The sequence below is a fragment of the Thermococcus chitonophagus genome, from assembly GCF_002214605.1.
In the GTDB taxonomy this organism is placed as follows: Archaea; Methanobacteriota_B; Thermococci; order Thermococcales; family Thermococcaceae; genus Pyrococcus; species Pyrococcus chitonophagus.
In genome coordinates, this window is record NZ_CP015193.1 from 1,116,834 (window position 1) to 1,128,885 (window position 12,052).

The following is a 12,052-nucleotide window of genomic DNA, read 5'->3' on the forward strand; positions in this document are numbered from 1 at the left end:
ATGTAGCTTTTGGGTCAAAAATGTGTAATTGAGGTTGTTCAGTGAAACTTAATTTTTCCTCCCTATTAGCCATGAGCCGGAATATTCCACGTCCAAGGGAAGAACTTGAGAAAGCATGTGCTAATAGTAAGGAGAGAGCCACTTAAGGAGCATAGTGGGAGAATTGTTACCTCCCAGCAAGGGGTAACTATTAAACAGCAGACTCTAGATGTACTCGAAATCCCTCGTCATTAGATCCTCGAGCAACTCCTTAACCCAAGGCCTCCTCGTTCTGAGGGATAAGTGGATTATGCCCTCGACGTGAACCCCGTACTTCTCCTTGAGCTCTTCCTTGGTCACGGGCTCCTTAAAGAGGAATGGCCTCTCTATCGTGAAGGCGTAGCCGAACTCGTTTATATAACCCTTAAGCCATCTTTTCCCCTCGCTCTCGCCGTGAACGAATGTCAACCCGCTTGTATCCTTCGTGAGCTCCCAAAGGGTCTCAAAATCAGCTTTTATGACTTCACCAACCTCAAATCCTCCAGCTATAGTCCCCCTCTTCGTGAGGGTTTGCTCTTCAGTTAAGCCTAACCTTCGAAGGGTCTTCTTCAGCGTATACAAGTCTCCTCTCGCTATGTATAGAAAGACTATATCCCCCTCCTCAAAGACCCTGCTTCTCCTTATTTCGTGCCACTTTAACCCTCTAAATATTAACTCACTGTAGACTTGATGGAGAGCAATTACGTGTTGCATGGTCTTCGATAGTGAGAAGGATTAAAAATGTTATCTGCCCAGGGACTCTGCAAGGTTACTTGGGTTCATGTACAACAGGAGATCCACAGTAGAGCACTTTGAAAAAGCTAAGAAGGTGGTGAAGTTTTGCAGGAGAAGATTGAAAGTTTAGTTAAAATCATAAAGAAGGCTTACCCAGATGCCACTGTTATTCTCTTCGGCTCTAGGGCTAGGGGAGATTATCTAAAGGACAGTAACTACGACTTGATAGTGATTTCCAAAGCATTTGAAGGAAAGCAGTTCACGGACAGATCCACCGAAGTCCTGAAGTTGCTGTTTGGGGAGGGCATAGTTGGAGATTTTGAAATCCTCTGCTATACCCCCAAAGAGTTTGAAAGGAAGAAGAGAATGATAGGAATAGTCAGGGAGGCCCTAAAAGAGGGAATTATTCTTTGAATTGGAGAACGATCCAGTGCCTGTCGCCCTTTATCTTCATGGAAACTTTATTCTTTCCCTTGACTATTCTGCTACAGTAGGGTTTCAGCTCTTCTATGGCATCTCTGTTTTCTCCTTACAAAGGTTATCTTTAGGGGAAGCTTTACCCACCCATAACGTAATTTTGTGTATTTGCTTTTAAAACTTTACCAAAAAACAAAGGAACAGTTTTTAAGGACTATCGCCTAAAATTCCTTCGATGATAGTCGAGGTTGCAGGAGTTTTGGCTTCCTCCAAGAATGTAATAGCCTTCACGGGTGCCGGGATCAGCGCCGAGAGCGGGGTTCCAACTTTTAGAGGTAAGGATGGACTGTGGAAGAAGTACAGGCCAGAGGAGCTTGCAACGCCTGAGGCCTTTGCAAGGGATCCAAAGCTCGTGTGGGAGTTTTACAAATGGAGAATTCAGAAGATCCTCCAAGCAAAGCCAAATCCAGCCCATTACGCCCTCGTTGAACTCGAGAGGATAGGCATATTAAAAGCCGTGATAACTCAGAACGTGGATGACCTCCACAGGGAGGCCGGAACCAAGAACTTGATAGAACTCCACGGCAACATCTTCAGGGTTAAGTGCACCTCCTGCGACTACAGAGAGTACCTCAAGGAAACCGGCAGGGTAAATGAAATCCTCAGTCAGGAGCTCCCTAGGTGCCCCAAATGCAACTCGCTGTTAAGGCCCGATGTAGTGTGGTTCGGTGAACCGTTGCCTGAGGAAGCTCTGAGGAAGGCCCTCAGGCTTGCAGAGACTGCCGATGCAGTGATAGTTGTCGGAACTAGCGGTATTGTCTATCCAGCGGCTTACATACCCTTCATCGTTAAGGAGAACGGCGGAACAGTTATAGAGGTGAACGTTCAGGAGTCAGCTATAACCCCGATAGCGGACTTCTTTTGTAGGGGCAAGGCCGGGGAAATACTTCCAAAGATCGTGGAAGAGGTCAGGAGGCTCCTTCAATGAGTAGAGTTCATTTGTACCTCAGGAAGAGGCTCGAAGAGATTAGGAACAGGTACATCTATGAAATCTACGAGAGACAAAAACTCCCTCCCTGGGAGAAGTTCCTGCTTACTTGGATAGTCCTCTTCGCTTTCTGGCTTGGCATTACCGGCGACATTACGCTTCGAGGGTTTTCCCTGGGCCTTCCCACTACCGGGATAATAGCATTCTACATGCGAGACCTCCTCACTGATGATATAAGGCACTCGAGGCATTTGATATGGAAGATCCTGTACTTCGCTTTCCTCTACCTGCCCCAGTACCTAATAATTATGGCCTTTAGGCTCCTCGAGAGCAACATAAAGGTTGCGAAGCACGCTATATTGATGGACATAAACCCAGGAATAGTAAGGATTAAAACAGATCTGCACTCCAACACGGGGGTAACGATACTTGCCAATTCCATTACGCTGACCCCAGGAACCCTAACACTGGACGTTGTGAAGAAGCTCGATGGAACGTACCTCTACGTTCACTGGATAGATGTTGAAACCCTGAACGTTGAGAAGGCAGGAGAGATCATCAAGGGGGACATTGAGGAATGGCTAAAGAAAGTATTCTGGTAGCGGGCATCGGGGTGCTGTTATTCACGGCACTAATGGCCATGTACAGGGTCATAGCGGGCCCCACGTTAGCCGATCGAATAGTCGGACTCAACACGGTAACCACTAAGGTAGTTGGAATTATAGCCATACTCGCCGTGCTCTGGAGGGAGTGGTACCTGATAGATGCTGCGATAGTCCTGCTGATGGTCAACTCCGTTAGCGGCCTTATACTGGCCAAGTACATGGAGAGGAGGGGGAAGAATGCTTGAAATAATTCCATTATTATTTGGTTATTCAATTATGTTCTTTGGCTCGCTTGGCGTGATAAGGTTTCCCGACGTATACACTAGGTTGCATGCCGCGACGAAGTGCGATACCGGTGGTATAATGGGGATAGTTTTCGGGTTAATGATGATCATGGACGGCCCGTTCGTAGTTAAGGTTAAGCTCCTCTTCCTCTTGATCCTTATAGCCCTGATAAACCCTATGGTAAGCCACGCGATCGCCAGGGGAGCGTACAAGATGGGTGTAAAGCCAGAGGTAAAGGTGGATATGTATGCTTGGGACAATCCTTAGCTTAGTCATTATAGGGCTCGCCCTCGTTGTTGTCCTACACAGGGACTTCCTAGCCTCCCTAATAACGTACGGACTTGTGAGCTTAGCCTTTATCCTCCTCCTTCTCCTTCTTAAGGCCCCAGATGTTGCTTTATCAGCTATAGTTGTTGGAGCCTTGGTTACAGGATTATTCATCTTCGCTTATGAGAGCACAGGAGAGAGCGGGAAAGTTGAACTCTGGAAGGGCATTTTCCTTCTTCCCCTCTTAGCCTTGTTCCTACGATATAAGGTTGAGCCGAGAACTTTTACCTACAATGCTTATATCTCGCACTGGTCAATGAAAAACCTCGTTACGGAGATCTTGGCGGGATGGAGGCTTTATGACAGTATAGGGGAAGCGATGATACTCTTCTCGGCGGCGTTGGGATTCAGCTTAATCCTCAGGAGGGACAGGAAGTGAAGATGAGCATAGTCGCGAGAACCACAACAAAGCTTGTAAGTCCCTTTCTTGTCACCTATGCCGCTTACCTCATGCTGTACTCCTCTCAGTCCCCAGGGGGAGGGTTTCAGGCGGGAGTAATCCTGGGGGTGGCAATAATACTTCTCATAACTTCTCATGGATACAAGAGGGTAAGGAAAAAGTTCAAGAAAAAACTTGTAAGCTCGATGGAGGGCGTATCAGGTATAATTCTCGTGCTCCTCTTGCTGTTGACTGCCCTACTATACCTGCCCCCGAGGGAGGGGACTGTAATACCCTTCAACGTTTTCGTCGGGATTAAAGTCGGAGCTGCCTTTACTCTGATATTCTACACGATAACAGCCTTCATGGAGAGGGATTAAGATGATAGGATTGATAATCACGGTAATAGGGCTCTTTGGGATAATAGTAAATCAATCGAAGCTTAAGCAGTTGTTATCCCTAAACATCATGGCCCTTGGAGTTGTTCTGTTCCTCATCGAGGGAGGGGCAAAGGTGGGAAGTGCTCCACCGCTGAAAGGGGGCAATCCTGTAGATCCAATTCCTGCAGTTTTAATGCTCACAACGCTTGTAGTCGACGTTGCCGTGACTGGCTTGGCCTTGGCTCTAATAATGGGAGGGAAGAGAAAGTGAACGCCGTTGTAATGGTAATCGTTCCCCTAATCTCAGCGATCTTAATATACCTCGTGGGAGCTCTCAGGATAGAGGGTACGATAAGGGCAAAGTTTAGACTACCTCTGAGCCTCGAGGTCAAGGCCCTCTATATCCTCGGTGCCTTCACTCCGATGCTCCTACTCCCCTTCGTTTCCTCGGGAGTCGTAGGAGGATACCCCAGGGTGATGGGAATAGAGATCGGAATTGACAGAGTTTCGTTGCTATTCCTCTTAGGAGAGTTTGTGGCTTTCGGATCTGCCTCACTGTACGTGCTCTCCAAGGTCACTAACTGGAAAGAGCTGTCCCTACTTTTGCTTGTTCACTCGGGGCTTATTGGGGCTTTCATCTCGAAGGACTTCTTTAACTACTACGTTTTCATGGAGCTCTCTGCAATTTCGTCATTCGCCCTGGTAGCGAGTTCTAAGGAAGAGGGAAGCAAGGAAGCCGCATTTAAGTACTTAATGCTATCCATGGCAGCTTCCTACTTGCTTATTTTAGCGCTTGGCATGATCTACTTCCAGACTGGCTACCTTAACGTTAATCTTGCCAGAAACCTAAAGGATGATCTGCCCGTTAAAATGGCCTCAGTGGCATTAATGCTTAAGGCAGGAATATTTCCCCTCCATATCTGGCTCCCGGATGCCCACTCAAAGGCAAAAACTCACGTCAGCGCAATACTCTCGGGGATAGCCGTTAAAGCACCGGTATATGGTTTAATCCTCCTCTCGAACATTTCCGACCTTGACTTCCTGAAGCCCTTCGCTTTGGCTTCAATGATCTTTGGAGTGGTCTTAGCATTAATGCAAAAAAACGTAAAGAGATTATTAGCTTACCACACGGTCAGTCAGATGGGCTACGTCCTCTTGGGGGTCACGATAAGTCCGATGGCTGCGGCCCTCTACTCCTTTGCCCACGCCACGTTTAAGTCGGGCCTCTTTCTCTCTTTAGGCTCTCTCGTTGATGTTAGAAGGAGAAAGGAGCTGGAGTTCTTGGGAGCTCGTGACATGCCCATTCTGCTAGCGATAGTTCTAAACTTAAGCCTCGCCATAGCCGGCTTCGGCTTGACGATCGGCGGGGTTGCCAAGTCCGCACTTACCGACGCAAAGCTGTTCGTTTATCTGGCCTCAGTCGGCACGGCGATGTCCTTTACGAAGGTCAACTACTACCTGTGGAAGGGCCATGGAGTTGAGCCCAGCATAAAAGCCGTAATGCCAGGAGCGATTCCAGCAGTTATTGTCTTTTTGGCCGGAATAATTTTGGGAGGAAAAGTCAGTATTTACGACTCTATGATAATCCTAGGGATAATCCTATTCTTCACGTTAAGAACCAAGATACCGAGAAGGGACTTTCTGATTAATGTGGGAATAAGCGAAGGAGTAGTCTTAATTTCCATTATCACAGCTCTTCTATCTTTTTCCTTGCTATCTTCTTTGAGCCTATTCGGAGGTTTTTGAAGAAGTTTATATGCTCTTCGGGAAGGAAGCTATCGAGCTTAGTTGCCTTAAGCCTCTTCTTTTTCTTTCCATCCTTCTTAGGCTTACCTACTTTGACCCCAGGATTTATGAAATCATCAATCTTCCTGTCCATGAGCAACTCCCATTCCCTATTGAAAGAAAAATTTAAAGGAATTTCGACTACTTTGGCTTAAGATAGCCCCACTTCTCCAAGGCCTTCTTCAGTTCAGGGCTCGATTTTGCCTTCTCTTCAAGGTCTATTCCATCAACTGCAGCCTCAATAGCGTCCCTTAATGCTTTAGCTCCAGACTTTGGCCCATCTGGATGACCCATGACACCTCCTCCAGCCTGAATAACTAGATCTTTTCCGAAGAGCCTTATCAGTTCAGGCATCAAGCCGGGGTGAAGGCCACCGCTTGCCACTGGGAACACTGGCCTTATGTGCTCCCACTTACTCAGGAGAAAGTCGTTGATTCTCTTGATCTCTTCATAATCTCCTGCCATCTTTCCTACAGCTGTTCCGGTGTGGATTTGATCAACCCCTATCATCCTTGCTGCCTTGGCTAAAGCAAACATAGTTATACCGTGCTTTGGATTCCTAGTGAATGCTGCATGCATTGCCCTGTGGGCGTGGATTGCCAATCCCAAGTCTTCAGTGACTTCCCTCATGTACTGAAGCGCGCTCCATCCTGCAACGACTATATCAATCATCACATACTGCCCGCCTTCATTAGCAACTAATTCGGCCCTCCTCTCCATAACATCCACTGGACCCGTGATGTTGATCAGGTACTCCTTTGTCTCTCCGGTCTCTGCCTCAACCCTGTCCCTTACCCTGTAGAGCTTCCTCACCCTCTCTTCGAACCTGTTGAAGGGGAAACTCGTGAAGTTCTCGTCATCCTTAAGCAGGTCAATTCCACCACTCCAGAGCTCGTAAGCAATCTCAGCATACTCCTCAACGCTCCACCCCATCTTTGGCTTTGGAACCGTTGCGGTTAGGGGCCTGTCCTTGATCCCCATGAATTCCCTAATCCCCTTAACTCCGTACTGAGGCCCTCTGAAGTGCCTTAGGTACTCGTATGGAGGATGGAAGTCGAGCAATCTCAGGTTCTTCAGGGCTTTCATCCCGAACACGTTGCCAGCTATAGCGCTGAAGAGCTGGACTAAGCTCCCCTCCTCAAACAGGGTCAAGGGGTAGGCTATCTTGGCAATATAACCTTCGCCACTCTTCTCCAAATAGAACACCTTTGCCATACTCCTCTTCGCCATCTCCGGAAGCTTCCAGAGGGTCGTCCACGTTCCAATAGAGCTTTCGCTCGCTATCCTTCCAGCGGCTTCTTCAGGAGAAACGCCATTCGGCTCGAAGTAGTACTCAACTATGAGCTCGTCCCTTCCTGGGGTGTAGTCTAGGTCAACAAAATCGAGGTACCACTCAACCTTCATGGGGAGCACCATATAATATTGCTTTGGCCATGCTAATTAGATTATCGCGACTATAAATAATGTTGAGATAACATCTGAAAGGGTAGTTATCGTGGGAACGGTAACGTTGTCGGGATCAAGGCCTATTCTCTCGAATGCCCTCGTTAGGAAATAAGCGAGTATCATTACTCCCAGCGCAACGAGCGGGTACAGGGCTATGAACTTCCAATAGATTCCAACTTTCACTCCCTTAACCATAGAGTACAGAAAAACCCCCACAGCCATCATGAAGGCCGAGAAGGGGTAGGCTATTGCAACATACAGGAGCATTTCTAGGAATGTCTTAACATCAATTAAGCCCTCAATTTCACCGAGGTGAACCCTGGTTGAAGTTTTTGAGCCTATTATCGACCCTATGTTTCCAAGGCTCGCAAGGACTACTGGATACATTATGCTAAACACGGTCTTTCCTATCTCCTCACTGTATGTTTGCAGTATTGAACCCGTAACGCTTGAAACTACAGCCAACGCCCCTATAACTCCTAAGATCTCTCTGATTAAGGCAACGTCTTCACGCTCGTATCTAATCCCTCTACCAACGAGGAGTGATATTAAAAGCCCCACAGCAAAGAGGGCAAAGAATATCGGCATGTCATGCTCGTACACGTAGAGAAACGTTACTAGGAGAGGTATCGTTATTAGATCCGCAGTGGCCGTGACTATGGGGACAGCTATGGCATCTGGATCAATCCCCTTTTTGAAGGGAATTATCGTTGCTAGAGCTGTAGTGTAGGCTAGGATGAGTGTGGCAAATATCGTTGAGGCAACAACTATTCCCAGGGACGAGAAAACGTTCACCCTAACCTTTAGTGCCCCTATCAGCCACAGCACGAACAGCGGTATCATGGATAAGATTATCGAGATGACGACGTTCTTCCTAACGTTCCTATCTTTTATGCTTGGTTCCATTTCACCAAGGTGAAGCATCGTCGTGAACCTTGAGGCTAAAGCACCGAATATGTTTCCCCTAAGCCCCATCAGCCCAGGAAGTATAACCAATAGAACCCCATACCTCATGAGGTCGTGAAAGTATCTCCCCATGAAAATGCCCGCAAAGAAGTCTATGAACATGGCAAAGACTAACCCAGGAAGTGAAACTAAGGTAACTTCCTTGATTATCTCCTTGATCTCGTACTTGCTCACATCACGCAACATTCGTAGTGCACCTCTACATCCCTAATTGTTCTGGCCCACTCTATTATCTTCCTTGGGGGGTTCGTTATCCTATCAACGCCAGCAAGGATTGCCTTTTTGTCGAATTCCTCTCTCCACCTTCCAAAGGGTCTCATGCACCCAATACTCAGCTCACCTTCAAACTTCTCCCTCGCGTACTTAACCACTTCCACTGCAACATCAACGGGAACCTTCTTCACGTTGGCCATCTCAGTCCCCGGGGTTGGAATCAGGACATCGAGGACGAGAACCTTGATTGGGTAGTTTATAAGCGTATCTATGGCCTTAAATTCCCAATGAACTTTTCCAAAGTCCAGCCCTATGGTGATGTGAGGGGCAACTTCTATCCCATTAGATGTTAAAAGGTCGAGAACCCCAAGGTAGTCTTTGACAGTTTTGTTGATTTTGTAAACCCTCCTAATTACAGCATCATCCCCGACAAAGTCTAGTGAGACAACGTCAACGTACTTAAGCCACTCTAAGTCGGACTCATCAACAAAGCCAACATGAGCGTTTATTTTAAGCTTTGTTTTTTCCTTTATCTTCCTTATTTCATCTTTAAACTTGTCTAGGGGAACCTTTAGCCTTTCATCCATCCCTCCGCTGAGGAGACAGCCTACATATCCTTCCCTTTCCATTTCGAGGCATCTCTCGACCAAGCTCTTCCTCGTAACCTTCATCATTCCCTCAAGGTAGTGCCTTCCACAATGGGCACAGTTGAGGTAGCAGTAGTTGCCGGTTACCGAGATAGAGGGAAACCTTACCCCTGGGATGTAGACCTTCAGCTTCCTCATAGGACTTCCCTCAGGTCCTTGATAAACTCCTCAATCATCTCCTTAGTTACGTGGGGCATGAAAACTATCCGTATGTATCCTCTGTGAGCGCTTATTCCCCAGCCCTTCTCTTTAAGCTTTCTCTCAACGCCATGGAGGTTCTTCGTTTTGAAGGAGACTATGTTGAGAACGGGCTCCCTTACGAGCCATGCATTCGGCGTTTTCTTTATCTCCTCAGCGAACCATCTTGAAAGCTTCATCGCTCTGTCAACTATCTCCATATACCCCTCAAACCCGAGGTGTTTTATTAGCGCCCACACGGCAAGAACGCTTGCTCCAGGCCTTGTTCCCGTAATTGTTGCTTGCCAAACTTTTCCCCCAGCTAAGTAAGGGGCTAAAACGCTTATCGCTTTAAGGTACTTCTTTCTCCTGAATATTATACCTCCGGCGGGAATCGGGGCCATTCCCATCTTGTGGGGGTCTATGGTGATGCTCTTTACCCCCCTAAGCTTGAAGTCGAAGTCGGGTATTTCGTAACCTAAAGCCTTAGCGAAGGGTATTACAAAGCCCCCAAATGCAGCATCAACGTGAAGTGGTATTCCGTAATCCTGGGCTAAATCACTCAGGCTAGGTATGTCATCCACGACTCCAAGTCCCGTTGTCCCCGCGATGCCGACTATGCCAATTGTGTTATCATTTATCTTCGCCTCCACATCCTTAACGTCCACCGTGTAATCCGGTTTCAGCTCAGCCCAAACCAGCTTAACCCCGAGCATCTCCCCCGCTTTTATAAAGGAAAAGTGAGCTGACTTTGGAAGTATTAACTCGGGCCTTTCACTGTCCGAGAGATTGCGGAATGCCCTTACGGCGAGTATATTGGCCTCAGTTCCTCCGGAAACTATGTGCCCATAACCCCTTTCTAGATGCAGTAAATCTGAAAGCATCCCTATTACTTCTTCCTCTATCTTCCTAGTCCCAGGGTGTAGCCCAGGATCTCCCAGGTTTCTATCAATGTATCTACAGAAAACCTCAATTGCAAGTTCATGGGGCATCGTGCACATCGAGCCAAGTATTCTTCCCGAGGAGAATGAGAGATCCTGGGAAGTCACTTTTTCCAATTCTTTAAGGATCGTTTCCTGAGGCAAACCTTTCTTAGGAAACTTCAAACTCTCACCCCCGCTATATAGAGGGCAAGGGCTATTGCAAGCTGGTTTGAGAAGTTGTCATCGGGAGGCAACTCGTAAAGCTCAGCTAGGGTTCCAACGAGGGCTCCTAAAAAAGCCATCTCAAAACCTACCAACGGGGTTAAAATCAGCAAACCCGTGAGGAAGTAAGCTAAGCTCCCCTCAATGCTCTTCCCATTCTTAAACCTGTGCCTCCCAAAGGGCTTTCCAATTATAGCCGCCATCGCATCCCCAAGGGTCGCGACAGCTATGCTCCCTATCGCGACCTCCCTCGGGAAGAAGTACACTATTATCAGCGCGGCTACCGTGAAGTATATATGCGCCCCAATCCCTCTCTTTTCATGCTCCCTCGCTATGCTATCAATCTCTCTTTCTATTATTTCAACGACACCATTTGGCAAACCAAGCTTTCTCTTTATTCTCTCTCTGAGATCCTCAATCACCCTGAATGGCTCTAACGCTAGGAATATTACGAGGAATAGTGCGACAAAACCCAAGGCAACCTCACGCCCGAAAAGATAGTAGATTAGAGGAACCGAAAGACCAGTCATGTGGAGGGCCTTTCTCTTTATCTCAGCCTTTAAGCTCATTCTTTATCACCTCTAGTGCCTCATACAGGTTGTTCACGATGTAATCGGCGTGCTTAGCTCTCCTTCCCTTGAAGTATCCTCTCCTCACTAGAATCGTCGTTGCGTGAATTGCCTTTCCTCCCTTCATGTCTGTATCGTCCCTATCCCCTATAACGAAAACTGGTTCCTCCTTTAGGAAAGCCTTCCTCGCGAGCACGAAGTTATAGGGCTCGTGCTTGCTGTGGCCAGTCTCACCGCTTATAATAACCTTGTCAAAGTAGTCCATTATCCCAAGAACCTCAAGCTTCCTCCTCTGCCAAGTTGATGAGGAGTCGGTGACCAAAACTATCTTCGCGTTCATCTTTTTTAGCTCGTTTAAGAAAGGGATGACGTCATCATACAGCCTCAAATTTGCGAAAAAAGTTCTGTCAAACAGTTCCATCATCTCCTTAACTTCCTCCTTATCCACCTTCTCATAGATTTTATCCATTATTCTATCGAATATTTCTTCAAAATCAAGCACGTGCAACTCCTTTAACTCTTCAAGCTCCCTATATCTCTGCGTGATAATGTAAGCGAACATTCTAAACTTTCTTAACCTAAGCATGGTAGGGATAAGCCTAACTATCGCTATCCTTGCCGCATCCCAGGTGTTGCATAAGGTATCGTCGAGATCGAGGATTACCAGCATCGATAGTTGGAGGAGGTAAAGTATTATAAAGCCTCCCCCAACTTCCTACCATGAAGGGAGAGCTTCTCATCGTTGCCGGAATCTTCCTCATAATGATCGGTTTCATGCTCGTGTTCCTAGGCACAATAATCTCGGCATTTTCTCAGCCCCAGGAGGGAAATGTAGAGGCTGGAGGAGTAATAATGATTGGGCCAATTCCAATAGTGTTTGGAACAAAGAAAGGAGCTACAATAGCAATGATACTCGCCGTTGTTTTAATGGCCCTGTGGATAATCCTCGCACTATTGAGGAGGGCATGAG

The 12,052-nt window shown here is 47.2% G+C and carries 18 protein-coding genes; 10 read left to right on the forward strand and 8 right to left on the reverse strand.

What is annotated here, in order from left to right; translation table 11 throughout:
* Window positions 1–204: 204 nt before the first annotated feature.
* On the reverse strand, window positions 205–732 hold the full coding sequence (locus tag A3L04_RS06260) for an ASCH domain-containing protein (protein ID WP_068576642.1): 528 nt from the start codon (window positions 730–732) through the stop codon (window positions 205–207).
* A gap of 126 nt (window positions 733–858) precedes the next feature.
* Between A3L04_RS06260 and A3L04_RS06265 the strand changes: the two genes are divergently transcribed.
* The 9 genes from A3L04_RS06265 to A3L04_RS06305 all read left to right on the forward strand — a co-directional run bounded on the left by A3L04_RS06265 (window position 859) and on the right by A3L04_RS06305 (window position 5,880).
* Entirely contained in the window at window positions 859–1,167 is a 309-nt protein-coding gene (locus A3L04_RS06265) for a nucleotidyltransferase domain-containing protein (RefSeq protein WP_068576640.1), read from the forward strand.
* Window positions 1,168–1,405: 238 nt separating this feature from the next.
* On the forward strand, window positions 1,406–2,158 hold the full coding sequence (gene cobB, locus A3L04_RS06270) for an NAD-dependent protein deacetylase (protein WP_068576638.1): 753 nt from the start codon (window positions 1,406–1,408) through the stop codon (window positions 2,156–2,158).
* Entirely contained in the window at window positions 2,155–2,760 is a 606-nt protein-coding gene (locus A3L04_RS06275) for a monovalent cation/H+ antiporter subunit E (protein ID WP_068576637.1), read from the forward strand. Before cobB ends, A3L04_RS06275 begins: the two co-directional genes overlap by 4 nt.
* Complete coding sequence (locus tag A3L04_RS06280; protein ID WP_068576635.1) at window positions 2,736–3,008, forward strand: monovalent cation/H+ antiporter complex subunit F; 273 nt, start codon at window positions 2,736–2,738, stop codon at window positions 3,006–3,008. Before A3L04_RS06275 ends, A3L04_RS06280 begins: the two co-directional genes overlap by 25 nt.
* The gene (mnhG, locus tag A3L04_RS06285) at window positions 3,001–3,315 is read left to right on the forward strand and encodes a monovalent cation/H(+) antiporter subunit G (RefSeq protein ID WP_068576634.1); all 315 of its coding nucleotides are present in this window, start codon (window positions 3,001–3,003) and stop codon (window positions 3,313–3,315) included. Before A3L04_RS06280 ends, mnhG begins: the two co-directional genes overlap by 8 nt.
* Window positions 3,296–3,754, forward strand: a complete 459-nt coding sequence (locus A3L04_RS06290) for a hydrogenase subunit MbhD domain-containing protein (protein ID WP_068576632.1) — start codon at window positions 3,296–3,298, stop codon at window positions 3,752–3,754. Before mnhG ends, A3L04_RS06290 begins: the two co-directional genes overlap by 20 nt.
* Window positions 3,751–4,134, forward strand: a complete 384-nt coding sequence (locus tag A3L04_RS06295) for an MnhB domain-containing protein (RefSeq protein WP_068576630.1) — start codon at window positions 3,751–3,753, stop codon at window positions 4,132–4,134. Before A3L04_RS06290 ends, A3L04_RS06295 begins: the two co-directional genes overlap by 4 nt.
* A gap of 1 nt (window position 4,135) precedes the next feature.
* On the forward strand, window positions 4,136–4,405 hold the full coding sequence (locus A3L04_RS06300) for a cation:proton antiporter subunit C (protein WP_068576628.1): 270 nt from the start codon (window positions 4,136–4,138) through the stop codon (window positions 4,403–4,405).
* A complete protein-coding gene (locus tag A3L04_RS06305) occupies window positions 4,402–5,880 on the forward strand; it encodes a proton-conducting transporter transmembrane domain-containing protein (RefSeq protein ID WP_068576626.1) in 1,479 nt (492 codons plus the stop codon). The genes A3L04_RS06300 and A3L04_RS06305 overlap by 4 nt, the downstream gene beginning before the upstream one ends.
* Here A3L04_RS06305 and A3L04_RS06310 read toward each other — a convergent pair.
* From A3L04_RS06310 to A3L04_RS06340, 7 genes are read right to left on the reverse strand one after another with little or no spacing between them, the layout of a single operon-like run.
* Window positions 5,822–6,013 carry a PCNA-inhibitor gene (locus A3L04_RS06310; protein WP_068576624.1) on the reverse strand — a complete coding sequence of 64 codons (192 nt, stop codon included), beginning with the start codon at window positions 6,011–6,013 and terminating at the stop codon, window positions 5,822–5,824. The two genes, A3L04_RS06305 and A3L04_RS06310, sit on opposite strands and share 59 nt — an antisense overlap.
* Before the next feature lie 47 nt (window positions 6,014–6,060).
* Entirely contained in the window at window positions 6,061–7,323 is a 1,263-nt protein-coding gene (gene rbcL / locus A3L04_RS06315) for a type III ribulose-bisphosphate carboxylase (protein WP_068576621.1), read from the reverse strand.
* A gap of 36 nt (window positions 7,324–7,359) precedes the next feature.
* A complete protein-coding gene (locus A3L04_RS06320; protein WP_068576619.1) occupies window positions 7,360–8,517 on the reverse strand; it encodes a magnesium transporter in 1,158 nt (385 codons plus the stop codon).
* Window positions 8,502–9,329 carry a radical SAM protein gene (locus A3L04_RS06325; RefSeq protein ID WP_068576617.1) on the reverse strand — a complete coding sequence of 276 codons (828 nt, stop codon included), beginning with the start codon at window positions 9,327–9,329 and terminating at the stop codon, window positions 8,502–8,504. Before A3L04_RS06325 ends, A3L04_RS06320 begins: the two co-directional genes overlap by 16 nt.
* On the reverse strand, window positions 9,326–10,474 hold the full coding sequence (gene mfnA / locus A3L04_RS06330) for a tyrosine decarboxylase MfnA (protein WP_068576616.1): 1,149 nt from the start codon (window positions 10,472–10,474) through the stop codon (window positions 9,326–9,328). Before mfnA ends, A3L04_RS06325 begins: the two co-directional genes overlap by 4 nt.
* Window positions 10,471–11,082 carry a diacylglycerol/polyprenol kinase family protein gene (locus A3L04_RS06335; protein WP_068576614.1) on the reverse strand — a complete coding sequence of 204 codons (612 nt, stop codon included), beginning with the start codon at window positions 11,080–11,082 and terminating at the stop codon, window positions 10,471–10,473. The genes mfnA and A3L04_RS06335 overlap by 4 nt, the downstream gene beginning before the upstream one ends.
* Window positions 11,066–11,752: an HAD family hydrolase gene (locus A3L04_RS06340; RefSeq protein WP_068576612.1), complete on the reverse strand. Its 687-nt coding sequence runs from the start codon at window positions 11,750–11,752 to the stop codon at window positions 11,066–11,068. The genes A3L04_RS06335 and A3L04_RS06340 overlap by 17 nt, the downstream gene beginning before the upstream one ends.
* 50 nt (window positions 11,753–11,802) lie before the next feature.
* Between A3L04_RS06340 and A3L04_RS06345 the strand changes: the two genes are divergently transcribed.
* The gene (locus A3L04_RS06345) at window positions 11,803–12,051 is read left to right on the forward strand and encodes a TIGR00304 family membrane protein (RefSeq protein ID WP_068576610.1); all 249 of its coding nucleotides are present in this window, start codon (window positions 11,803–11,805) and stop codon (window positions 12,049–12,051) included.
* Window position 12,052 lies beyond the last annotated feature (1 nt).

Excerpts from the sequence above, each read along its gene's own strand:
- A3L04_RS06260 (WP_068576642.1), bottom strand. The coding sequence starts at position 732 with ATGCAACACGTAATTGCTCTCCATCAAGTCTACAGTGAGTTAATATTT.
- cobB (WP_068576638.1), top strand. The coding sequence starts at position 1,406 with ATGATAGTCGAGGTTGCAGGAGTTTTGGCTTCCTCCAAGAATGTAATA.
- A3L04_RS06275 (WP_068576637.1), top strand. The coding sequence starts at position 2,155 with ATGAGTAGAGTTCATTTGTACCTCAGGAAGAGGCTCGAAGAGATTAGG.
- A3L04_RS06280 (WP_068576635.1), top strand. The coding sequence starts at position 2,736 with ATGGCTAAAGAAAGTATTCTGGTAGCGGGCATCGGGGTGCTGTTATTC.
- mnhG (WP_068576634.1), top strand. The coding sequence starts at position 3,001 with ATGCTTGAAATAATTCCATTATTATTTGGTTATTCAATTATGTTCTTT.
- A3L04_RS06290 (WP_068576632.1), top strand. The coding sequence starts at position 3,296 with ATGCTTGGGACAATCCTTAGCTTAGTCATTATAGGGCTCGCCCTCGTT.
- A3L04_RS06300 (WP_068576628.1), top strand. The coding sequence starts at position 4,136 with ATGATAGGATTGATAATCACGGTAATAGGGCTCTTTGGGATAATAGTA.
- A3L04_RS06310 (WP_068576624.1), bottom strand. The coding sequence starts at position 6,013 with ATGGACAGGAAGATTGATGATTTCATAAATCCTGGGGTCAAAGTAGGT.
- rbcL (WP_068576621.1), bottom strand. The coding sequence starts at position 7,323 with ATGAAGGTTGAGTGGTACCTCGATTTTGTTGACCTAGACTACACCCCA.
- A3L04_RS06320 (WP_068576619.1), bottom strand. The coding sequence starts at position 8,517 with ATGTTGCGTGATGTGAGCAAGTACGAGATCAAGGAGATAATCAAGGAA.
- A3L04_RS06325 (WP_068576617.1), bottom strand. The coding sequence starts at position 9,329 with ATGAGGAAGCTGAAGGTCTACATCCCAGGGGTAAGGTTTCCCTCTATC.
- A3L04_RS06335 (WP_068576614.1), bottom strand. The coding sequence starts at position 11,082 with ATGAGCTTAAAGGCTGAGATAAAGAGAAAGGCCCTCCACATGACTGGT.
- A3L04_RS06340 (WP_068576612.1), bottom strand. The coding sequence starts at position 11,752 with ATGCTGGTAATCCTCGATCTCGACGATACCTTATGCAACACCTGGGAT.
- A3L04_RS06345 (WP_068576610.1), top strand. The coding sequence starts at position 11,803 with ATGAAGGGAGAGCTTCTCATCGTTGCCGGAATCTTCCTCATAATGATC.